Here is a 20,255-nt window from a genome sequence, read left to right as displayed (position 1 = left end):
ATCGCCGCGCGGCGATCATTCGTTCCGGGTGCCCCGGTCCGGGCCGGCCGCGCCCTCGGGCGCATGGGCCGCGATCGCCGCGAAGTCCTCCACCCGCAGCCGCTCGCCGCGCAAGGCCGGGTCGATGCCCGCGGCCCGCAGCGCCGATTCGGCGAGCGCGGCCGATCCCGCCCAGCCCGCGAGGGCCGAACGCAGGGTCTTGCGGCGCTGGGCGAATGCGGCGTCGATGACCGCGAAGGTGCCGGCCCGGGTCGCGGTCGCCCCGGGCGGCTCGCGCCGGACCATCCGCACGAGGCTCGAGTCCACGCGCGGCACCGGCCAGAACACGGCCCGACCGATCGAGCCGGCCCTGGTGGCCTCGCTGTACCACGCGGCCTTGGCCGAGGGCACCCCGTAGATGCGGGATCCGGGTGCGGCGACGAGGCGGTCGGCGACCTCCGCCTGCACCATGACGAGCGCCTCGGTGAGCGTCGGGAATGCGGCGAGGCAATGAAGGATGACGGGCACGGCGACGTTGTACGGAAGGTTGGCGACGAGCCGGGTCGGGGGGCCGCCGTCCGTGATCGGCAGCTCGGTCACCTTCATCGCGTCGGCGGTGACGACGGTGAGGCGATCGGCCGTGCCGGGGGCGAAGCGAGTCACCGTGCGTGGGAGCACGGGGGCGAGTTCGGTGTCGATCTCGACGGCGACGACGTGGGCGCCGGCCTCGAGGAGCCCGAGGGTGAGGGAGCCGAGCCCGGGGCCGACCTCCATGACCACGTCGCCCGGTTCGACCCCGGCGGTGCGCACGATCCGGCGCACCGTGCCCGGGTCGACCACGAAGTTCTGGCCGAAGACCTTCGAGGGGCGGATGCCGTACTCCTCGGCGAGGCCGCGGATATCGGAGGCGCTGAGCAGGTGCACGGTCACGGACCGAACTCTGCCACATCGGGCCCCCGGTCCGCTGGGATCGGGGGCCCGATGGGCCGGCTCACGGCCGGGTCACGGCCGGTCGAGGTGCCGCGGGGTCAGCGCAGCCCGAGCTTGCTCGAGCAGGCGGGCCACTGTCCCCAGCCCGACCGGGCCTGGAGGATCTTGGCGCGCTTGGTCTGTTCGGCCGCGCTCGCCTGGCTCGGCAGGCCGGAGCCGCCGACGGCGTTCCAGGTCGCCACGGAGAACTGATAGAGGCCGTGATAGGTGCCGCTCGCGGAGACGGCACCGGGGTTGCCGCCGGATTCGCACTGGGCGAGCTTGGCCCACACGCCGGCCGGGGCGGAGCCGCCGCCCGATCCGCTCGATGAGCGCGCGGGGGCCGGCTTGGGTGCCGGGCGGGCCTTCGTGCCGACCTCGACGATCTTCGTGACCGGCTCGGTGGTCACCTCGTCGCTGCGGACCTCCTCCTTGACGACCTCGCCGTCGACGGTGCGCTGCCAGGTGACGATCGTGCGCACGCCCTCCTTGCCGGCCTGCACCACGACGGACTCGCCCTGGTAGCGGTCGCCGGTCTTGCGGGTCTCGGTCGTGAAGTCCACCGTCTCGGTGGTCTTCTTCTCGTCCTCGCTGATCCGGGTGACGGTGACGAGCGGGGTGCCGCCCGCGCCGATGGAGACGGCGACGGCGTCGAGCTCGCCGAGGGTGATCCCGGCCTGCTCGAGCGCCCGGGCCAGGCCGACCGTTCCGGTCATCGCGACCGTGCGCTCCTCGCCGTCGACGGCGAAGTCCACGTCGTCGTCGGTCACGAGCGGCAGGTCGAGGTCGGGTCGGCCGTCCCCCGAGCGGGACGTGGCCATGGTGACCGTCCGGCCGGAGGAGGCGACGTCGGAGAGCGCCTCCGCGGCGGTGCGACCGATGGTCCACAGCTCGGTGGGCTCGCCGTCCACGACGAAGCTCACCTGCTCGGCCGTGCGCACGACGATCTCGGCGCCGTCCTCGAGACTCTCCCCCGGGCCCGGCACCACGAGGTCGTGATCGCCCGGACTGATGCCGGCGACCTCGAGGGCCCCGGCGACGGAGCCGGCGAACGTGCCGACGCTCTGGATCGTTCCGTCCAGGTCCACGGAGACCCGCTTGTGGGCGGAGGCCGCGGTGATGCCGCCGACGGCAAGGAGGAGGGTGAGTCCCCCGGCGAGCAGGGCGATCGCGCGACGACGGCGCGGCGCGGGAGTCGCCTGGGCGTCAGGGCCACCGGTGGTGTCGGGGGCGCCGTGGACGCCGGGGGCATCGGCAGCACTGTCGGCGGGGACGACGGGGAGGGGTTCGGTCAACGGGGCGTCCTAGGATTGCGCGGGGGCATGGTTCGCTTCCCGCTGGGGAGGCGCGCACTCGTGGTACACGGGGCTCGAAGGCCTCGGCGACTGTAACCCCATCGTTATCTGCGATGCCAAGGAATCCCGGGCAGATGTGTGGTAATTCACCACGGCGCTCCCGCGCGCCTCCCCCGCCCGGAGAGCCCGTGACCCCGCGCGGGGAACCTCGATCCGGGCGGGAGTCACGCCCCGATCGACGACGCGATCATGCGGCCGGCGAGAGGCGCAGCGGCCGGGCCGGAGAGTGCGTCAGTACCAGTTCTTGGCCTGGAAGTGGCCCCACGCACCGCAGGGGGTGCCGTAGCGGCCCTTGACGTAGCCGAGGCCCCACTCGATCTGGGTGGCCGGGTTCGTGCGCCAGTCGGCGCCCACGCTGGCCATCTTCGAGCCGGGGAGCGCCTGCGGGATCCCGTAGGCCCCGGACGAGCTGTTGTGCGCGCTCGGGTTCCAGCCGCTCTCGCGCTCCCAGAGCTTGTTCAGGCACTGCCACTGGTCCTCGCCCCAGCCCCGGTCGGCCAGCATCGCCTGCGCGATGCCGCGCGGGTCCTCGCCCGAGTAGCTCTGGTTCACCGGGCCGCCGCTGTCGGCCGGCACGGAGGAGTCGGGGGACTCGGCGGACGCCGCGGTCTCGGCGGGACCGGTGCCGACGAGCACGACCTCGGTCACCGGCTCGGTGGAGACCACCTCGGCGAGCACCTCGCGGGAGACCTCCGTGCCGCCCGAGTAGGTGACGCTCGCGGTCGTCTCCCGCTCGCCGTCCCTGCCCTCGGTCTCGAGCTGCTCGGCACCCTCCGGCAGGGTTGCCGTCTCGTGCCGCTCCGAGGCGTGCTCGATGGTCTCGGTGAACACCTCGGTGCGGGTCTCCACGCGCGTGATCTCGACGGTCATGCCCTCGGTCGGCGCCTCGGACATCGGCACGCTCACCACGTCGTCGAAGCCGACTGCGATCCCCTCGTCCGCGAGCGCGGTGGCGAGCGTGGGCGCGGCCGAGGTGACCTCGCGGCTCTCGCCGTCGATGATCACCGTGAACGTCACCGGATCGGCGCCCTCGAGGGGGACGCGGTCGACGCCGGAGCGGGAGGCCTGGAGCCACGGTTCGCGATCCATGCCGACGCCGGCCGACGTGAGCCGGCCGTCGGCGTCGTCCGATCCGGACGGCACCGTGGCGAACGCGACCCCGGCTCCGAGCACGACGACGGCGGCACCTCCGGCGAGGCCCTGGCGAAGCCGCCTCCCCCGACGAATCTCCCGCCGCTGGGACCGGCGACTCATCGACGCGTCCACGTGCACATGTCCATCCTCATCGTCCGGGAGATCGAGCGGTCGGCGCCGGCGAGGGCGCCCCAGCACCGTAACCCACCCGGACCGCTCCGGTCCATGCCGGGACCGGTCGGTGGACGGCGCCCGGGCACCTGACCTGATCGGGCTCCCCCCGCCGTTCGGTGGTCCCACGCGCTCACGCGAACGGTCCGTAGAGGTCCTCGCTCAGGGCGGCGAGCCGCTCGCAGAAGTCGCCCAGATCCTCGCCGCGCAGTTCGGCGAGCAGCCGCACCGTGTGCGGGAGCTGGACCGGGGAGTTCGGGCGGCCCCGATTCGGGTGCGGCGTGAGGTAGGGGGCGTCGGTCTCGACGAGGAGCCGGTCGGCCGGGACGATCCGGGCGGCCGCGCGCAGGTCGGCCGCGTTCTTGAACGTCACGGTTCCGGAGAAGGACAGGTGGCAGCCGCGCTCGAGGCAGGCACGCGCGAAGGCGGCGTCCCCGGAGAAGGAGTGGACGACCGTGCGCTCGGGCGCCCCGTCGGCGTCGAGCACCTCGAGCACCGCGGCGTGGGCCTCGCGGTCGTGGATCTGCATCGGCAGGCCGAGCTCCTTGGCGAGCGCGATGTGGTCGCGGAACGCCTCCCGCTGCACGGCCCGGCCCCGCTCCCCCGCACGGAAATGGTCGAGGCCGGTCTCGGAGATCACGCGGATGCGCTCGTCGCGGGCGAGCTCGGCGATCCGGGCGAAGGCGTCGGCGTATCCGGTCTCGTGCCGGGGCGCCCGGGCGGGCTCGAGCCCGTCGGGGCTCGCCTCGACGATCCGGTGATGGGCCACGACCTCGTTCGGGTGGATCGCGACCCCGGCGACCACGGCCGCCGATTCGCCGCTCCCGCCTCGCCCGGTGTTCGTGCGCGCGAGGTCGACGATGTCGAGCGAGGCGGCGGCCGAGTCGAGGTCGCAGCCGATCTGGACGATCCGGTCGACGCCGACGGCGAGCGCCGCGGCCAGGTGGGTGGCGATGCCCGGGCGAGCTGCGTCGTCCGTAGGCTGCTTGGGATCCGCGGGATCCGACAGAAGAGCGGCGATCGATTCGAGGTGGGTGTGGTTGTCGACGACCGGGCCGGGCAGCGGCTCGGGCGCGGGCGGCAGGCCGGTGGGGCGGGGGCGGCGCGACATCAGGACCGGTTCTGCTCGCGCAGCCGCTCCAGCTCCTCGGCGACCATCGACTCCTCGAGCTTGGTGAACACCGGGGTCGGCTTGCCCACCGGGGTTCCGGGCACGAGGGGCGTGCGGTGCCACGTGCCGCGGGAGGCGCCGTAGTCGCCGGTGATGATCGGGTACGAGCGGGTGGGGTCGTCGAGGTCGGTGACCTCCTCCAGCCGCGGCTGCGGGGCGAGACGATCGGAGCCCGCAGTGGCGCCGAACGTCTCCTGCACGGCGCTCGCCGAATGGGGCAGGAACGGGGCGAGCATCGTGTTGAGGTCGCCGATCGCCTGCGCCGCCGTGTGCAGGACGGTGCCCTGCCGCGCCGGGTCGGTCTTGAGCTTCCACGGCGCGGTGTCGGAGAGGTACCGGTTCACGTCGGCCACGAGCCGCATGGCCTCGGTGATCGCCGCGCGCTGGCGCTGGGAGCCCACGAGGTCGCCGACCTGGGCGAACCCGGCCTCGGTGGTCGCGAGCAGGTCCCGGTCGATATCGGCGAGGTCGCCGGCGGCGGGGATCTCGCCGAAGTTCTTGTGGATGAGGTTGGCGGTGCGGTTGACCAGGTTGCCCCAGCCGGCCACGAGCTCGTCGTTCGTGCGGCGGTGGAACTCGGACCAGGTGAAGTCGGAGTCGTGCGACTCGGGCCCGGCCGTGGCGATGAAATAGCGCAGGGCGTCGGGCTGGTAGCGCTCGAGCATGTCGCGCACGTAGATGACGACGCCGCGGGAGGAGGAGAACTGCCTGCCCTCCATCGTGAGGAACTCGCTCGAGACGACCTCCGTGGGCAGCTGCAGCGTGCCGAACGGGCCGGGGGCGCCGCCGAGGGCCCCGCGGCCGTCGTAGGCGAGCAGCTCGGCGGGCCAGATCTGGGCGTGGAAGGTGATGTTGTCCTTGCCCATGAAGTAGTAGGACTGGGCCTCGGGGTTGGCCCACCACTCCTGCCACTCGTCGCCCGTGCCGAAGCGGCGGGCCCACTCGACGCTCGCCGAGAGGTACCCGACGACGGCGTCGAACCAGACGTACAGGCGCTTGTTCGGGTTGGACTCCCAGCCGGAGATCGGCACCGGGATTCCCCAGTCGATGTCGCGGGTCATGGCCCGGGGGCGCACGTCGTCGAGGAGGTTGAGCGCGAACTTGTGCACGTTCGGGCGCCAGTTCGTGCGGGTGTCCATCCACTGCCCGAGCGCCTGGCTCAGGGCCGGCAGGTCGAGGAAGAAGTGTGTGGAGTCGACGAAGGTCGGCTTCTCGCCGTTGATGCGGGAGACGGGGTTGATCAGGTCGATCGGGTCGAGCTGGTTGCCGCAGTTGTCGCATTGGTCGCCGCGGGCGCCGTCGTAGCCGCAGATCGGGCACGTGCCCTCGATGTAGCGGTCGGGCAGGGCGCGCCCGGTGCTCGGGGAGACGGCGCCCTTCGTCGTCTTCTCGATGAGGTAGCCGTTCTTGTGAACGGTCTTGAACATCTCCTGCACCACGGAGTAGTGGTTGCGGGTGGTCGTGCGGGTGAACAGGTCGTAGGTGAGGCCGAGCGCGGTGAGGTCCTCGGCGATCACGCGGTTGTAGCGGTCGGCGAGCGACTGGGCGCTCACGCCCTCGGCCTCGGCCTGCACGAGGATCGGCGTGCCGTGCTCGTCGGTGCCCGAGACCATGAGCACGTCGTGACCCGCCATTCGCATGTACCGGCTGAACACGTCGGAGGGGACGCCGAAGCCGGCGACGTGGCCGATGTGCCGGGGGCCGTTGGCGTAGGGCCAGGCCACGGCGGAGAGGATGCGAGTCATGGACTCGATCTTAGGGGCGATGGGCTAGGGCTGCGTCTCGCGCTCGTATCGCAGGAACAGCATCGGCCCGCCGGGCAGGGCGTGCACGAGCCGCATGGCCCGGGTCGACTCGGCCACGGTCGCCGAGATCCGCGGGGCCGTGCCGCCGGCGAGCACGGGGGCGAGGGTGAGGCAGAGCTCGTCGACGGCGTCGGCGTCGATGAGGCTGCCGAACAGGTGGGGCCCGCCCTCGCACAGCACCTGCGGATGGCCGGCCGCGGCGAGGTGGGCGAGCATCGCGTGCACGTCGAGCACCTCCCCGGGCAGGGTGATCACCTCGGCGACGCCGGCGAGGGCCTCGAGCCGCTCGCCCGTGCCGTCGTCGCTCGCGCCCGTGGGCGGGGTCGGGGCGTACACGAGCGGGGGCACGGGGGCGCCGGCGAACAGGTCGGAGGCCGGGTCGAGGCGGGCCGAGCGGGTGGCGATCGCGAGCCGGGGATGGTCGCTCAGGCCGTGCTCGCGGCGCCAGGCGACGTCGGCGGCCCCGACCCGCAGACCGCCGTAGCCCTCGGCCCGAAGCGTGCCGGCCCCCACGAGCACGACGTCGGCGAGGCGGCGCAGCACCGTGAACACCTGCAGGTCCCACGGATCGTTCAGGCCGCCGGAGAGGCCGCCCACGGTGGCGGCGCCGTCGAGGCTGGCGATGAAGTTCGCCCGCACGCGGGCCCGGCCCCGGTCGCTCACCCGGTAGGCCTCGAGGAGTTCGTCGAGGTCGAACACCGCTACTCCGCGTCCATGTTGTGGCGGAGCCGGGCCGGTTCCCGCAGCCCGAGCACGGCCTCGGTCATCCGCACCGCGTCGCGGGTCTGCGCCACGTTGTGCACCCGCAGGATCCGCGCACCGGCCTGCACGCACAGCACCGCCGTGGCGAGCGAGCCGATGAGCCGCTCCCCGCGCGGCCGGTCGAGGGTCTCGCCGATGAAGTCCTTGTTCGACAGCGCCACGAGCGTGGGCAGCCCGAGGGCGGTGATCTCCCCGAGCCGCCGGGTCAGCTCGAGGGAGTGGAGGGTGTTCTTGTTCAGGTCGTGCCCGGGGTCGATGACGATCCGCTCCTCCGGGATGCCGGCGGCGCGCGCGAGGGCCACGCGGTCGCGCAGGTAGGCGGCCACCTCGGTGACGACGTCGCCGTAGGACGGACGGCGCAGGTGCCGGTGCGCCTCGGCGCGCGAGTGCGCGATGACGACGGTCGCGTCCGAGGCCGCCACTACCTCGGCCAGGCCCGGCACGCGCAGGCCCATGACGTCGTTGATGACGGCGGCGCCCGCCTCGATCGCGGCGCTCGCCACGGAGGGGTTGTAGGTGTCGACCGAGACGACGACGTCGCTCTGCGCCCGGATCGCCTCGATGAGCGGCACGACCCGGTCGAGCTCCTCCGCCTCCGAGACCGGCGGCGTGTCCGGGGAGAACGGCACGCCGCCGACGTCGACCCACTCGGCCCCCGCCTCGGCCGCCCGCAGGGCCGCGGCCGTGGCCGCCTCGAGGGCGTAGGTCGCGCCGCGGTCGTAGAAGGAGTCGGGCGTGCGGTTGACGACCGCCATGATGACGACGCGGCGCGCCAGGTCGAAGGTGTGCCCGCCGATGATCCGCGGGCGCAGCGCCGCCGCCGCGGCCGAGCCCGCTGCGTCGGCGGCCGGAGCGGTCGTCTCGGCATCGGCGGCCGGGGCGGCCGTCTCGGCCGGCCGCGCGGTCACGACAGCGCGAGGTCGACGCCCGCGCGGGCCATCGCCTCGCGTGCCTGCTGCCCCTGCTCCGGGGTGACGGGCACGGTCAGGTCGGTGAACACCCGCACCTCGAACCCCTCGCCGACGCCGTCGATCGCGGTCTCCTTGACGCAGTGGGACTCGGCGATGCCGATGACGTCGAGCGCGGTGACGCCGGCGGCACGCAGGAGCGTCGCCAGGTCGGTCCCCTCCTCGTCGCGGCCCTCGAAGCCGGAATAGGCGGCCTCATAGGCGCCCTTCTTCACGGAGACCTCCGGGTGCAGGTCCGCCAGGGCCGGATGCAGCTCGGCATCCGGGGTGCCGGCCACGCCGTGCGGCGGCCAGGTGTCCACGAAGTCGGGGGTCGGGGAGAAGTGGGAGCCGGGGTCGATGTGCCAGTCCTGGGTGGTGACCACGAGGTCGTAGTTGGAGCGGCGGGCGTCGGCGAAGTCGGCGATGCGCTGCGCCACGGCGTTGCCGCCCTCGACGCCCAGCGCGCCGTCCTCGCAGAACGTCGGCTGCACATCCACGATCACCAGGGCACGATTGGTACTCATGGCACTACTCTGCCATCCGGCCCGGGCCGGGAGTAATCCAGCTCACGTCCCGGGCCCGACGACGGTGTCGCCGTCCGGCGGGCCACGGAGCAGATCCGCATCCCGCCGGACGAACGAATGAGATCGGCCGATCAGCTGGTCATGGCAGCGCGAACTCGGCACACACGAATCCATACACCGGCGGCGATCAGCAACCCGGTCCCCACGATGAGGGGCAGGACGGGGGCGCCCGTGTCCGGGAGTTCACCAGGCGTCTCGACCTGCTCCGAGGAGTCCGGCGATGGGGGCGTAGCGTCGGCGTCGAAGACGTTCGTCACGATTACTCGCAGCGTTTCCGTCGGGGCGCTCGGCAACTCGATCGCCGCCTCCGCTGCGTCGTGGGACGCCACGATGTCGTCGCCGTCCATGACGTCGATCCGAGTATGGTCCGCCCCGCCGGCGTCGACCTCCGACAGGACACAGGAGGCTGCTGGGGGAAGCTGGTCGTAAGAGACCGAGAGCGAATCGGCCCCACTCACCTGCCGGCTCGAGCCGTCGGGTATCACGATCGACTCCGGCCCGTCGATGCCCGGACGTGTGCAGGCCAACTCGAAGGTGAATGGGCCATCACCACCGGCCTCGCCGTCGATGATCTTCTCGATCCCGAGTGACGTGGTCTCGAAGGTGTAGGCGATCTCCACGGCCGCAGGTTCGGGCGCGTCCGTGACCTCGACGGTTCCGTCCCGTGGATCCATCGTGACGGCCGTGGCCCCGGCCGATTCCAGGCTCGCCACCTCGCATGAGGACCCGGCGGGGATCCCTCCGATCTCGGCCTCGTAGCCATCGTCCGCTGCGAGCGTGACCCGCCCGCCGTCGTCGAGTTCGACCGCTCCCCGCCCGTCGGGCGCCTCACACGTCACGGCCGCCTGGAACGGACCCTCGCCCCAGAGCTCGGCGCCGGGGCCCTCGGTCGTGGCGCGGACGATGAGCCGCGCGCCGTCCACCTCGGTGCCGTCGAGCACGTTGAGGATCTCGTGGGCCTCCTCCTCGGCGATGAACTCCCGATCGAGTAGATCAGCAACCGTGTCACGCACGTGCTCTTCGAACTCGTCCGCATCGGCCCAGTCCCCGGGCTCACCGATCATGTGGCTCAGGCAGGCGTCGTGCCAGGTGCCGTGTCGGTTGCCGCCTTGGGTCGTCTCGCCCCGGAAGGCGCCGTTGAGTCGGCGGTCGTCGATGCCGGTACCGGTCTCGCCGACTTCGACCGTGCCGCTGCACGCCGGGGGCGGCGTGGCGGTGAGCCAGTCGAAGTCGAACTCGTAGTGGTTACCACTGGATAGGAGTTGGATACGGCCATCCTTCGACTGGGTGCCGGTCAGGTAGCCGAAACGCTCCGAACTGAAGGGGCTGAGCACGAACTCGCCTCGTCCCGCTCCTTCATCAAGCACCCTGGGTGCCTCGTCGTCCGTCACGAGTCGGCGGTGAGGCCAGGTCTCGCCGTCATCGAGCGATACGGCCGTGTAGAGTCCGGATCCCGTGAAGGCGCCGCCTTCTGAGTCCATGAACGTCATCCGCGGAGTGAATGTCGCGAACATGAGCGCCCCTTCCTCCTCCAGGTTGAGCAGGAAGCCCCGCTGACCGCCCTCCAACGGGTCGAATTCGCTGGCGCTATAGGTCCATGTCTCGCCTTCGTCGTGCGAGATGCTCATGGGCATGAAGCCGTTGAAGTTGAACGTGGTGTCGATCGTCCCGTGCGCGTCGTTGCCCGAGGCGTCCTGCACTTCGGAACCGTTCTCCTCGTCGAAGGAGTAGCGCAGGACGTTCCCGCCTCCGGTCGACCCCTCGGGTGCTTCGAGCAGATCGCCGATCTCGGCCTCGTCGAGTGCGTGGTCATAGATCTGGAACTCGTCGATCTCGGCGTTGAGCGTGGGGTCGCCGTAGATCGACCGGCCGATCCAGTTGAGGTCGGTCTCGCCGAGGTCGGCGGGGCTCGAGGTCACGCCGTCGCCCTCGCCCACGATCTCACCGTTGAGGTAGATGGTCACCGTACTTCCCGATCGTGTGACTGCGAGGTGGTTCCATCCCTGTCCGATCACGGCGTCGGAGGTGACGGTCTGCTGACCCGAGGTGTCCTTCGTCTCGATCGTGAACCGGGGCCCGGTGCCGCCGCCTTCGATGGCGAGGAACATCGTGTTGCCCTTGCCCGTGCCGAAGTCGAAGATGCGCGCCCAGTTCTGGTCTGATGTGCTCGTACGGTTGAGCCACAGGGAGATGGTGAAATCATCCACCTCGCTGAGGACCCCTTCGGGCATGTCGACGTAGGAGTTCGGTTCGGGGCTGCCGAGTCCGAGTGCATTGCCGAAGCCGGGCTTGCCCGGCGAGCGCGTGGCAGGCAGATCCGGCGCCTCCCCCATGACGTCTCCACGTCCCAAGGCGAGGAGGCGTCCATCGGACAGTTCGGCGATCGAGGCGTGGAAGCCCGCGATCGATCGTCCGGAGGCGCCTTCCTCGAAGACAGGGGCGTTGTCGTTGTGCATCTGTTCGGTGATGGGCGGCGGCCCCAACACCTGCGTGCCGGGGTCGTGCCAGGTGAGTCCGTCGTCGTCGCTGATGTGCACGGCGGTTCCACTCGACGGGGTCGCATCGGCCGGAAGCAGGATCCTCCCGCTCGAGAGCTGGACCGCCGCGGCGATCACCTGGTTGCGCAAGCCCTGTTCGGGTTGGATGAGGTCAGGTTTCGACCAGGTCGCGCCGTTGTCGGTCGAGGTGCGCTGGACGAGGGCCAGCGCACCGTAGGTGCCCACCGCCGAGAGGCCGGACCAGTGGTAGATGGTTTCATCACCGTCCCACCACAGCTCGTTTCCGTGCTCGTTTCGGCCTGGCGCATCCCAGAAGATGGATGCGTCGTCCCATTCGTCGGCGCCGTTGCGAAGTCGTGCTCCGGCCTGCGCCAAGACCCTGTCCTCCTCGCCCTCGGTTGTGTACCAGATCGCCATGAGATCACCGTTCGGCATCTCGGTCACAGCCGGTTGATGGTTGTGCTCGAAGAACGGCCCGCGTGGTTCGGCTTCCAGGTTCATGAAGCTTCTCGGTCCACGGAAGTAGGGGCTCTCGTCGTCGTCGACCTCGTCGCCGGCGTGGGCGTCCTGGTCGACGTCTTGGAAGATCGCTTCCGGCTCAGGCGCCGGCAGTGGATCCGTGCCGGGCATCTCGGCCTGAACAACCCGGAATCCGGTCACCCAGTTACGAATTTCGGGCACGGTTGCTGCCCGGGCGGCTGAGCGCAGATAGGTGGGCCACCCGTTCTCAGTTTGCATCTGTGTCGAGTGACTGCCGCCTCGCGTCACCTTGAACTCGCCGTCGACTCGTCCGACCGGGTCGGTCTGAGGCCCGGCTTGGTACGGTCCGTACCAGTCGTGGACCCATTCTTCGACCAGGCCGTGCACGTCGTGCAGGCCCCACGGGTTCGCCGGTGTCTGGCCGACCTTCAGCGAGACGTATTCGGGCTCTACGCGGTTCGTGGTGAAAGGCCTGCTGTGATTGGTGTTCGCGCTGCTGCTCGAGCGGCGCTGGCCAGGAGTATACGGGCCTTGTAGTTGGCGGAGTTCCTGAATCCGCGGCCGGTGCGTTTGATGTTCTTGATCGTGGTGTTCGCGGCTTCGACCTTCGCGGTCGTGGCGCCGGTGACGATGAGGACTTCGATGGCCTCCCACCAGGTCACGATGGTCTCGTAGAGGCGGTCGGTCTCGGCCATGTTCGCGGTCTGGACGTAGTGACCCAGTCTCATCCGCTCTTGCCACGCCTGGGCGAGGGTATCAGCGCCGAGGAGGCGGCGGAGCTGCTCCTTGACGCCCCACGCGGCGGAGAGCTCATCCGTGGGGTCATCGTCGGTGAGACCTTCTCCACCTGGCCCAGCCACGCGGGGACAGCGTTATCGGCGCCCCGCAGCAGCAGCATCCGGTGTGCCCAGGACGCGTCGCTCTTGCGCCCGCGGCGGCCGTGCTGGTCTCGGGCGAGGCGCTGGCGGACCTTGGTGAGCATGTCGCCTGCGAGTTTGACGAGGTGGAACTTGTCGACCGAGACCGCGGCGTGGGGCAGGTGCTCGCGCAGGGCCTTACGGAACGCGGCCGAGGGGTCGATCGCGACGACCTCGATACGGTCCCGCCATGACTGTGGGCGGGCGCTGAGCCACGCGCCCATGCCCGTGCTGTCGCGGCCATCGACGATGCCCAGGACCTGTCCTGTGGCCAGGTCGACCAGGGTCGTCATCCACGGCTCGAACCGGCGCCAGGCCCCGTGCTCATCACGGAAGAACCGCACGGACCGGTACCGGTGCTCATCGATGCCCAAGCGCGTCACGACCCAGTCGTCGGCGGCGGGTAGGACGAGCGCCGCGGCAGCCAGCGCCGATTGGACCAGCCACCATGAGACCCCGTGAGCGCGGGCAACCTCGCTGGCGGCTCGACCGGAGTCGACCACCGCGGCCACGACCTGATTCTTCAGCCGCGTAGTGGACCGGGCGAACCTGGGGACCTGGATGGTGGACTCGGCGAACGTGCCACGCCCGCACAGCTCTTCCCGGCAGAACCAGCGCCGCTTGGCCCACCACACCTCGACCGCACCCGCGATCGGCAGATCACGCAGACGCTGCCGGCGCCGGGAATGGATCTTCACCGCGATCACACCACACGCCGGGCAGCCAGGCGGGGCGAGTGACTCGATCACGACCCGACGGCCTCCGCCGGGAAGATCGATCGCGTCGATGACACGGTAGTCAGACAGATTGAAGATCGTGCTCGCAGCATCACGCTGCGAGCCAGTAAACTCGTCCATAGCTCGTGGTCCTCTGCTCTTGTGGATGTCTCGCAACACCCATCACAGCAGGACCACGAGCCCTCACACGCCTACGACGCGCGGGCCACTTTCACCACGAACCACGAAGAGCCCGTATTCGTGCCCTGCCATGCGTCCGGGAAACCAACTCTGATTCTGGTTTCGCCAATGTTCCTCCGGGAGTTCCTCACCGGTCCAGTAGTCGGATTCGGTACCTGCCCGCGCGGCATACTCCCACTCTGCCTCGGTGGGGAGCCTGTAGGTGACTCCCTCCTCTTCGGACAGCCACTCGGTGAAGGCGACAGCATCGTGCCAACTGACGAAGATGGCCGCCTCGTCGTCCTCCGTGGACCATCCAAGCTTGCCTCGAAGCTCTGCATGCGACGGGTCGAATTTCTCGTATTGTTCGTTCGTGATCGGCGTCGCAGACATCTTGAAATCCGAGCTGATCGTGACTTCATGTTGCGGTTCCTCGTCGAGGAATCCACGTCCATCGAGTTTGGGCTGATCCTCGCGCGCGGGGCCACTGGTGCCTTGCATGAACGTTCCGGCCGAGATGTCGACCATCTCCATGCCGATCGAGTTCTGAGTCGAGTCCAGACTCTCCGTCTGACCGTCGGCCACTGCGGCGGAGGCGCCCAGCAGACCGAAGACGAGAACGCTGGACGAGAGTGCTGCTATGCGTCTTTTCTTCATTGAATCTCCCTGTTTTTTTTGCAAGCGTCAACATTCGGCCAAGACGAATCGACCGTGTGTAGTAGCACACCCTCGCGGCGTCAGCACCTGGTCGGGCGGACGGCCTCGACGGTCACGTATGCGGTGCTGCTAGCTGATCGGCGTCAGGCCTTGCAGTGCGAATTTCGAGATGAATCCCAACCCTTCAGGCATATGTCGTGGCCACGGCGGCCACGGCTCCTACGTGAATGAAGCGACGGCGTCATGAATCTGATTCACGGTTTCCGAGTTCGGGGTCGGCAGGCTCATCCGACTTGCCCAGTCACCGCCATCACGGGCGGCGAGGCCCGCCTTGAGGAAGCGGATATTCGCTCCAGTGAGCGCGACGAGCTCGGCCGCCTGAGATTGGATCCGGTCGTGGCCCCGCCCCTCGCAGAGCGCTGCGGACAGTGCCGCGAAGACCGTCGGAAACAGGCTGGAGACACCCGAGACGACGCCGTGCCCGCCGGCGGCCATGACGTCCGGGAGGGTGGCGTCGTTGCCCGAGTAGAGCAGTTGTCCCGAGCGCAGCACGCCGGCATAGTCGGCGACCGTCTCACTGGCTGCCCCGGAGAGTTTGACGCCGACGATTCCGGGCAGCGCGAGGATCTCCGTCAGCACGGACGGGCTGACGTCGAGCCCCGTGCGCTCCGGGAAGAGATAGACGAAGAGTTCGAGGCCGGGCACTGCGTCGAGGACCTCGCGATAGAAATCCACGACGCCGGCTGGATCGGTCGGCAGGTAATAGGGCGTGATGAGGGCGGAGCGCCGCAGTCCCAAGTCGACCGTGGCCCGTGCGAGTCGGATCACCTGGCGCGTGCTTGCGTGTCCTAGGTGTGCGATCGTGCGCTCCGGTCCGATCAGGTCGCGCGTCGCAGCGAACAGCTCGAGTCGCTCATCATCGTCCAGCGCGGGGAATTCCCCCGTGGTGCCGGCAACCAACACGCCGTCGACGTGTGGATCGACCGCGGTGACGGCGCGCCGGTAGGCGGGGAGGTCCAATGCACCGGTCGTGGTGAACGGAACGGGCATCGCGGTGATGACGTGTGGGTTCATCGTCTTCTTTCTTCGACTTGAGTTGAGGTGTCCAGGCGCCGGAGGGCGATCCGGGCCTGCGCGATCCGGCGACGCTGCCAGGTGTAACAGATCACCAGATCGTCGCCGTCCCGGCATATGCTCGGATAGGAGTACTCGCCCCGACCCTGGGTTCGGACGCCGGTCTCGGTGCCGGTCGGCGCATCGGAGGTCCGTGGCCGCGCAGGGCGTGAACCGGGATCCGAGTCGATCGCGGTGAGTCCGTCGTCGACCGTTGCCCGGACACTCCACGTCGCGCCGTCGTCATCGGACGTCGACACGAGGAGCGGGCAGCGGGTGCCCCAGTTCCGGGACGAGGAGTTGTGCACGCAGACAACCCGGCCGGACGGCAGCGCCTGGATCGCGAGGGCCGAATTGCTGTTGGGCAGGCGGGTGGGGACGGCGACGTTCCAGTTTCGGCCGTCGTCATCGGAACAGGAGCGGTACGCCACCCCTTCCGTACTGCGCATGAGCGCGCTGACACGCCCGGTGGTCGCATTCCGCCAGAGGGCGGGTTGGATCAGCCCGGCACCTGTCAGGGTTGTGTGGTCGACTGGGATTTGGAACCGCCGCCAGGTGATTCCGTCGTCGTCGCTGCCGTCGATGAACGGGTCCCAGCGCGGATCGCGCCCCCACGTCTCCGTGGAGCCCGGCGCCAACCACATGTCGCCGGCGACGATCGGTGGATTCTTCACCGGTCCACGCCCGCCGTGCCCGGCTTCTCCTTCCACGAGCGGTCGCGGTTCTCCCCAGGTCCGACCACCGTCGGGCGAGGTGACGACCCAGGTGATCCACGACGAGATGGCCGAGCCACGTTTGAAGAAAAGCCACAGGAGACCGTCGGGACCGGGGCATAGGACGGGATTCCAATGAGCGTCGTCCACAGCCGCGATCATGCGAGCGTCCCACCAGCCGCCCTCTCCCCGAGCAGATAACCAAATCCGGGTGTCTGCGCTGCCCTCGTGCGCGCCGGCGAACCAGGCGGCCAGCAGGCCCGTGTGCGTGGCGACGACGGACGGCGCATGGACCTGCACACCGGTGGCCTCGCGGCTCACCCACTCCCGGTCGAAGTCCGGCGGTGCCAGTTGAGTGCTCATACGCGCTCGGCGACGCGTTGCTGTTCCGCTCGCTTCTTTCGCGCCTTGAGCTGTTTGGAGATCACCGGCATGACCAGGCTGATGAGGGCGAGCCCGAGGAATACCGCCGAGATGGGATGACTGACGAGACTGACGGGCCCATCGATCATGAGGGCGCGCCGCAGGTTCCCTTCGGCCAAGGGTCCCAGGAGCAGTCCGAGCACGATCGGTCCGGGCGGGAAGCCTGCGCGCTTGAGTACGACGCCGGCCGCGCCGGAGATGAGCATGACCCAGACGGAGTACATGGAATTGGTGGTGGTGTACGTGCCGATCACGCAGAAGATGAGGATCGCCGCCCACAGGTACTGGTTCTTCAGGTCGAGGATCTTGACCATCGACTTCATCCGCAGCAGCGAGACGACCAGCGAGATCGCGGTGGCGACGAGCATGATCGTCGCGATCGTGACGATCAGGTCAGGACGATTGACGAAGAGGGAGGGGCCCGGCTGCAGGCCCCACACGATCATCGAACCGATCATGACGGCCATGACCGAGTCTCCCGGGATCCCCAGCGCCATCGTGGTGGTGAGCGCGCCGCCGAGCGTGGCCCCGGAGGCCGCGTCGGCTCCGGCAACACCTTCGAGCGACCCCTTGCCGAACTTCTCCGGCTCCTTCGATACTCGCCGGGCCTGATCCCATCCCACGATTCCGGCGATGTCTCCGCCGGCTGCGGGCACGATGCCCACGAAAGTGCCGACCGCGGCGCCCACGCCGAACGGCTTGATGCTCTGGCGGTATTCCGCCTTGTTCGGCCACCAGCGACCGAGGCCGGAGATCGGCTTCACCTTCTTCGCGTGGTGGGTGAGGATCTGCTCGAAGAGTTCGGAGATTCCGAATAGCCCGATGATCACGGCGATGAACGGCAGGCCCGAGTTCAAGTCGTTGAGTCCATAGACGAACCGCTCGTCACCCGTGATCGGGTCTCGGCCGATCGTCGCGATCGCCAGCCCGAGCACGCCTGCAAGGAGGCCCTTGACCACGGACTTGGAGGAGACCGAGACCATGACCGTCAGACCGAACACGACGAGTGAGAAGAGTTCTGCCGGCCCGAACTTCAACGCGACTTGGGCGATCGGCCGGGCGGCGATCATGAAGACGATCATCGAGACGAGGATCCCCGCGGCCACCGTCATGCCAGAGATCACGAGAGCGAGCCCTGCTTTGCCCTGTTTGGCCATCGGATAGCCGTCGAAGGTCGTCGATATCGCCGCTGGTGTCCCGGGCGTGTTGACGAGGATCGCCGGGATCCGGTCGCCGAAGTTCGCGCCCACGTAAATCGAGAGGAGAACCGCCAGACCTTGCGCGGGCTCGAGTGTGAGAGTGAAGCCGGAGGCGAGGGCAACTGCCATCGTTCCGGTGATGCCGGGGAATACGCCGACGAGGGTGCCGATCACCAGTCCGATGACCAGTGCGATGAGGGCGGTCGGGTCGGCCAGCGCAGCGAGGCCGTCAGCGAGAGCATTCACAGGGGAACCTTCAAGAGCGTGGCGAACAGCAGATACAGGAATGCGGTGAGCCCCGCAGGGAAGAGGACGAGGGCCTTCCAGCTCCGTGCCCCGTAGGTCGCGGTCAGGACCACGAGGAGCACGACCGTGGCCGGGATGAACCCGACGAGTGGCCAGGCGAGGACGTAGGCCACGGCGACCGCGGCCGTGACGAAGACGTTCCGCAGGCCGGGCGTGGTGGCGGGTTCGACGTCGTCACGCCGGATCGTCGCCGTCAGCGCGACGATGACGAGCGCGATCGAGAGCACGAGCCCGAGCACGCCCAGGACGGTCGGCCACCAGCGCGGGTCGACTCCGCCGGTCTCGTTGCGCACCGTGATCAGACGCGACAGGCCGATCAGGGTGAGGCTCAACGCGATAGCGATCCCGCCGCAGAGGAGCTCGAGCCGGTGTGAGGGCGGGAGTCCGGGGGTGTCCCCCGGAGCCGGCTCGAGGTCGGCTCCGGGGAGTTCGTCAGTACTCATGAGCCCAGCAGTCCACCGAACCGCTCGTACTCGTCCGCCACGAAGGAGCCGAACTCAGCGGCGTCGTGGTGCACCACGAGATTGCCGGAGTTGGTGACCGTCTTTTCGTACTCCGGACTGGCGACGGCTTGACCGATCGCCTCCTCGAGGGCGGAGACGACGTCCTCAGGCAGGTCGTCGGGTCCGTAGATTCCGCCCCAGCCACCGAAGGCGAGATCGCCCAGGCCGGCCTCGGCTGCCGTGGGCACGTCGGGCATGTCTGCCAGCGGCTCGTCGTTGAAGACGACGAGGGGCTTGATCTGGCCCTCGTTCATCGCGGCGAGTGTTTCGCCCGAACCGGCGACACCGGCGTCGACCTGGCTTCCGATGACCGCGGCGATCGCGGGGCCGCCCCCGTCGAACGGCACTGGGTTCACCTGGATGCCCGTCTCCTCCGCGAGGCCGAGCGCCGCGACCTCCCAGATCGACCCCGATCCGGAGTTCGCGATCGAGAGCGGAGAGTCCTTGCCTGCGGCGATGAAGTCGTCGATCGTCTCGTACGGGCTGTCGGCCGGAACCGAGAGCACGCCCGGGGCGTTCATGATCTGGGAGAGGAACGTGAAGTCTGCGGGGTCGACGTCGTAGTTCTGGTGGCCGAGCATCGCGATCTCCACGGGGCCGAATCCGACCGTGTAGCCGTCGGGCTTCTGGTCGCGCACATACTGCATGGCGGTGGAACCGGAGGCACCGGGCCGGTTCTCGACGATGACCGAGACGCCGAGGACCGGTTCGAGCGCGGCGGCCAGCGCGCGCGACGTCAGGTCGGACCCCCCACCCGCCGCGGCCTGGACGATGAGGGTGATATCGCCCGAGGGATATGCCTGGTCGTCACCCCCGCCGCTTGAGCAGGCTGTGAGCGCGAGAGCCGAGGCTGCCAGGGTCGCCATGGTGACCAACGAACGCTGTTTCAAGGTCAACTCCTTTGTTGTCGATCTAGTGGTGGTTACTGCGGTGGATGGACGTGTCGTCCGTGCGCGGCGATGAGCCGCCGGTGAGAACCGTCGAGGTGGGCGTTGAGGATGCTCACCGCACGAATGGAGTCGTGACTGTCGATGGCCTCGAGAAGTTGTGAGTGGTCGTGATAGGACGGGCCGAGATCTCGGTCTTCCGAGTTCGTGATGGCGAGGATGTCGGCGAATGTGGGCCGATACATCAGCCAGATGTCCGTTAAGCGTCGGTGCGCTGCGGCCTGGTAGAAGGCGGTGTGAAAGTCCAGATCCGCCGCCGCATAGGCGACGGGGTCTCGAGCGTCACGAGCTCGCGCCATCACCTCCAAGGCATCATGCGCCGCCGAGAAGTCGGCCTGCGGGCGAGCGATGGCCAACTGGAGCACGTCCAGTTCGAGGAGGCGGCGCAGGTGGTACAGCTCGTCGATGTCATCCCGGGAGAGCCCGATCACGTACATGCGTCCACGTCGGGAACCGACGAGGCCCTCGTTCACGAGGCGCCGGAGGGCCTCTCTCACGGGCCCGCGGCTCACCCCGAACGCCCCGGAGATATCGGTCTCTACGAGGTGGGCACCGGCGGCGAGCTCGCCGGTGATGATGAGTCGGCGGAGGCGTTCGACGACCTGCTCGCCGAGCACGCGCGGCGCGCCGACGGAATCCTCCGTGGCAAGCGCCTGCCGGATCGACATCATCGTCACCTCAGAATTCGATTACTGGAAACTGTTAACAGTTAACGTAGCCCAT

At 69.2% G+C, this 20,255-nt stretch carries 17 protein-coding genes and 1 pseudogene; all 18 read right to left on the bottom strand.

The genetic code is table 11. From position 1 onward, the window contains the following. Positions 1 to 15: 15 nt before the first annotated feature. Complete coding sequence (gene rsmA, locus GCE65_RS03390) at positions 16 to 909, bottom strand: 16S rRNA (adenine(1518)-N(6)/adenine(1519)-N(6))-dimethyltransferase RsmA (protein ID WP_153877384.1); 894 nt, start codon at positions 907 to 909, stop codon at positions 16 to 18. Between the two features lie 98 nt (positions 910 to 1,007). Then, complete coding sequence (locus GCE65_RS03385; protein ID WP_228760093.1) at positions 1,008 to 2,243, bottom strand: resuscitation-promoting factor; 1,236 nt, start codon at positions 2,241 to 2,243, stop codon at positions 1,008 to 1,010. A gap of 291 nt (positions 2,244 to 2,534) precedes the next feature. Continuing rightward, positions 2,535 to 3,557 (bottom strand): G5 domain-containing protein, encoded by a 1,023-nt coding sequence (locus GCE65_RS03380; RefSeq protein ID WP_152817472.1) that lies wholly within the window; start codon positions 3,555 to 3,557, stop codon positions 2,535 to 2,537. A 184-nt stretch (positions 3,558 to 3,741) separates the two neighbouring features. Beyond that, the gene (locus GCE65_RS03375; RefSeq protein ID WP_153877383.1) at positions 3,742 to 4,719 is read right to left on the bottom strand and encodes a TatD family hydrolase; all 978 of its coding nucleotides are present in this window, start codon (positions 4,717 to 4,719) and stop codon (positions 3,742 to 3,744) included. Continuing rightward, a complete protein-coding gene (gene metG, locus GCE65_RS03370) occupies positions 4,719 to 6,524 on the bottom strand; it encodes a methionine--tRNA ligase (protein ID WP_153877382.1) in 1,806 nt (601 codons plus the stop codon). Before metG ends, GCE65_RS03375 begins: the two co-directional genes overlap by 1 nt. Before the next feature lie 24 nt (positions 6,525 to 6,548). Next, positions 6,549 to 7,283, bottom strand: coding sequence for a pyrimidine reductase family protein (locus GCE65_RS03365; protein WP_153877381.1), 735 nt, complete (start codon positions 7,281 to 7,283; stop codon positions 6,549 to 6,551). Between the two features lie 2 nt (positions 7,284 to 7,285). Then, on the bottom strand, positions 7,286 to 8,101 hold the full coding sequence (folP, locus tag GCE65_RS03360) for a dihydropteroate synthase (protein WP_153879148.1): 816 nt from the start codon (positions 8,099 to 8,101) through the stop codon (positions 7,286 to 7,288). 149 nt (positions 8,102 to 8,250) lie between these two features. Next, on the bottom strand, positions 8,251 to 8,820 hold the full coding sequence (locus GCE65_RS03355) for an isochorismatase family protein (protein ID WP_152817467.1): 570 nt from the start codon (positions 8,818 to 8,820) through the stop codon (positions 8,251 to 8,253). A gap of 131 nt (positions 8,821 to 8,951) precedes the next feature. Then, the gene (locus GCE65_RS03350) at positions 8,952 to 12,290 is read right to left on the bottom strand and encodes a LamG-like jellyroll fold domain-containing protein (RefSeq protein WP_228760179.1); all 3,339 of its coding nucleotides are present in this window, start codon (positions 12,288 to 12,290) and stop codon (positions 8,952 to 8,954) included. A gap of 17 nt (positions 12,291 to 12,307) precedes the next feature. Then, on the bottom strand, positions 12,308 to 12,718 hold the full coding sequence (locus tag GCE65_RS16810; protein ID WP_255475295.1) for a transposase: 411 nt from the start codon (positions 12,716 to 12,718) through the stop codon (positions 12,308 to 12,310). A gap of 59 nt (positions 12,719 to 12,777) precedes the next feature. Next, a pseudogene (locus GCE65_RS16805) lies at positions 12,778 to 13,632 on the bottom strand (ISL3 family transposase); the annotation flags it as partial. A gap of 63 nt (positions 13,633 to 13,695) precedes the next feature. Continuing rightward, the gene (locus tag GCE65_RS03340) at positions 13,696 to 14,328 is read right to left on the bottom strand and encodes a formylglycine-generating enzyme family protein (protein WP_228760092.1); all 633 of its coding nucleotides are present in this window, start codon (positions 14,326 to 14,328) and stop codon (positions 13,696 to 13,698) included. Between the two features lie 219 nt (positions 14,329 to 14,547). Beyond that, on the bottom strand, positions 14,548 to 15,402 hold the full coding sequence (locus tag GCE65_RS03335; RefSeq protein ID WP_194928812.1) for a dihydrodipicolinate synthase family protein: 855 nt from the start codon (positions 15,400 to 15,402) through the stop codon (positions 14,548 to 14,550). Then, on the bottom strand, positions 15,399 to 16,517 hold the full coding sequence (locus GCE65_RS03330; protein ID WP_153877378.1) for a sialidase family protein: 1,119 nt from the start codon (positions 16,515 to 16,517) through the stop codon (positions 15,399 to 15,401). Before GCE65_RS03330 ends, GCE65_RS03335 begins: the two co-directional genes overlap by 4 nt. Beyond that, entirely contained in the window at positions 16,514 to 18,022 is a 1,509-nt protein-coding gene (locus GCE65_RS03325; protein ID WP_153877377.1) for a tripartite tricarboxylate transporter permease, read from the bottom strand. Before GCE65_RS03325 ends, GCE65_RS03330 begins: the two co-directional genes overlap by 4 nt. Next, complete coding sequence (locus tag GCE65_RS03320) at positions 18,019 to 18,525, bottom strand: tripartite tricarboxylate transporter TctB family protein (protein WP_153877376.1); 507 nt, start codon at positions 18,523 to 18,525, stop codon at positions 18,019 to 18,021. Before GCE65_RS03320 ends, GCE65_RS03325 begins: the two co-directional genes overlap by 4 nt. Beyond that, on the bottom strand, positions 18,522 to 19,451 hold the full coding sequence (locus GCE65_RS03315; protein WP_153877375.1) for a tripartite tricarboxylate transporter substrate binding protein: 930 nt from the start codon (positions 19,449 to 19,451) through the stop codon (positions 18,522 to 18,524). The genes GCE65_RS03320 and GCE65_RS03315 overlap by 4 nt, the downstream gene beginning before the upstream one ends. 56 nt (positions 19,452 to 19,507) lie before the next feature. Beyond that, the gene (locus GCE65_RS03310) at positions 19,508 to 20,203 is read right to left on the bottom strand and encodes a GntR family transcriptional regulator (RefSeq protein WP_228760178.1); all 696 of its coding nucleotides are present in this window, start codon (positions 20,201 to 20,203) and stop codon (positions 19,508 to 19,510) included. Positions 20,204 to 20,255 lie beyond the last annotated feature (52 nt).

The organism is Pseudactinotalea sp. HY158 (genome assembly GCF_009660225.1).
In the GTDB taxonomy this organism is placed as follows: Bacteria; Actinomycetota; Actinomycetes; order Actinomycetales; family Beutenbergiaceae; genus HY158.
This window is presented reverse-complemented; position numbering and strand designations above follow the sequence as displayed.

What these genes read in the sequence shown, in the direction of transcription:
- GCE65_RS03380 (WP_152817472.1), bottom strand. Translation starts at nt 3,557, where the DNA reads ATGAGTCGCCGGTCCCAGCGGCGGGAGATTCGTCGGGGGAGGCGGCTT.
- GCE65_RS03375 (WP_153877383.1), bottom strand. Translation starts at nt 4,719, where the DNA reads ATGTCGCGCCGCCCCCGCCCCACCGGCCTGCCGCCCGCGCCCGAGCCG.
- metG (WP_153877382.1), bottom strand. Translation starts at nt 6,524, where the DNA reads ATGACTCGCATCCTCTCCGCCGTGGCCTGGCCCTACGCCAACGGCCCC.
- folP (WP_153879148.1), bottom strand. Translation starts at nt 8,101, where the DNA reads ATGGCGGTCGTCAACCGCACGCCCGACTCCTTCTACGACCGCGGCGCG.
- GCE65_RS03355 (WP_152817467.1), bottom strand. Translation starts at nt 8,820, where the DNA reads ATGAGTACCAATCGTGCCCTGGTGATCGTGGATGTGCAGCCGACGTTC.
- GCE65_RS03340 (WP_228760092.1), bottom strand. Translation starts at nt 14,328, where the DNA reads ATGAAGAAAAGACGCATAGCAGCACTCTCGTCCAGCGTTCTCGTCTTC.
- GCE65_RS03335 (WP_194928812.1), bottom strand. Translation starts at nt 15,402, where the DNA reads ATGAACCCACACGTCATCACCGCGATGCCCGTTCCGTTCACCACGACC.
- GCE65_RS03330 (WP_153877378.1), bottom strand. Translation starts at nt 16,517, where the DNA reads ATGAGCACTCAACTGGCACCGCCGGACTTCGACCGGGAGTGGGTGAGC.
- GCE65_RS03320 (WP_153877376.1), bottom strand. Translation starts at nt 18,525, where the DNA reads ATGAGTACTGACGAACTCCCCGGAGCCGACCTCGAGCCGGCTCCGGGG.
- GCE65_RS03315 (WP_153877375.1), bottom strand. Translation starts at nt 19,451, where the DNA reads ATGGCGACCCTGGCAGCCTCGGCTCTCGCGCTCACAGCCTGCTCAAGC.
- GCE65_RS03310 (WP_228760178.1), bottom strand. Translation starts at nt 20,203, where the DNA reads ATGATGTCGATCCGGCAGGCGCTTGCCACGGAGGATTCCGTCGGCGCG.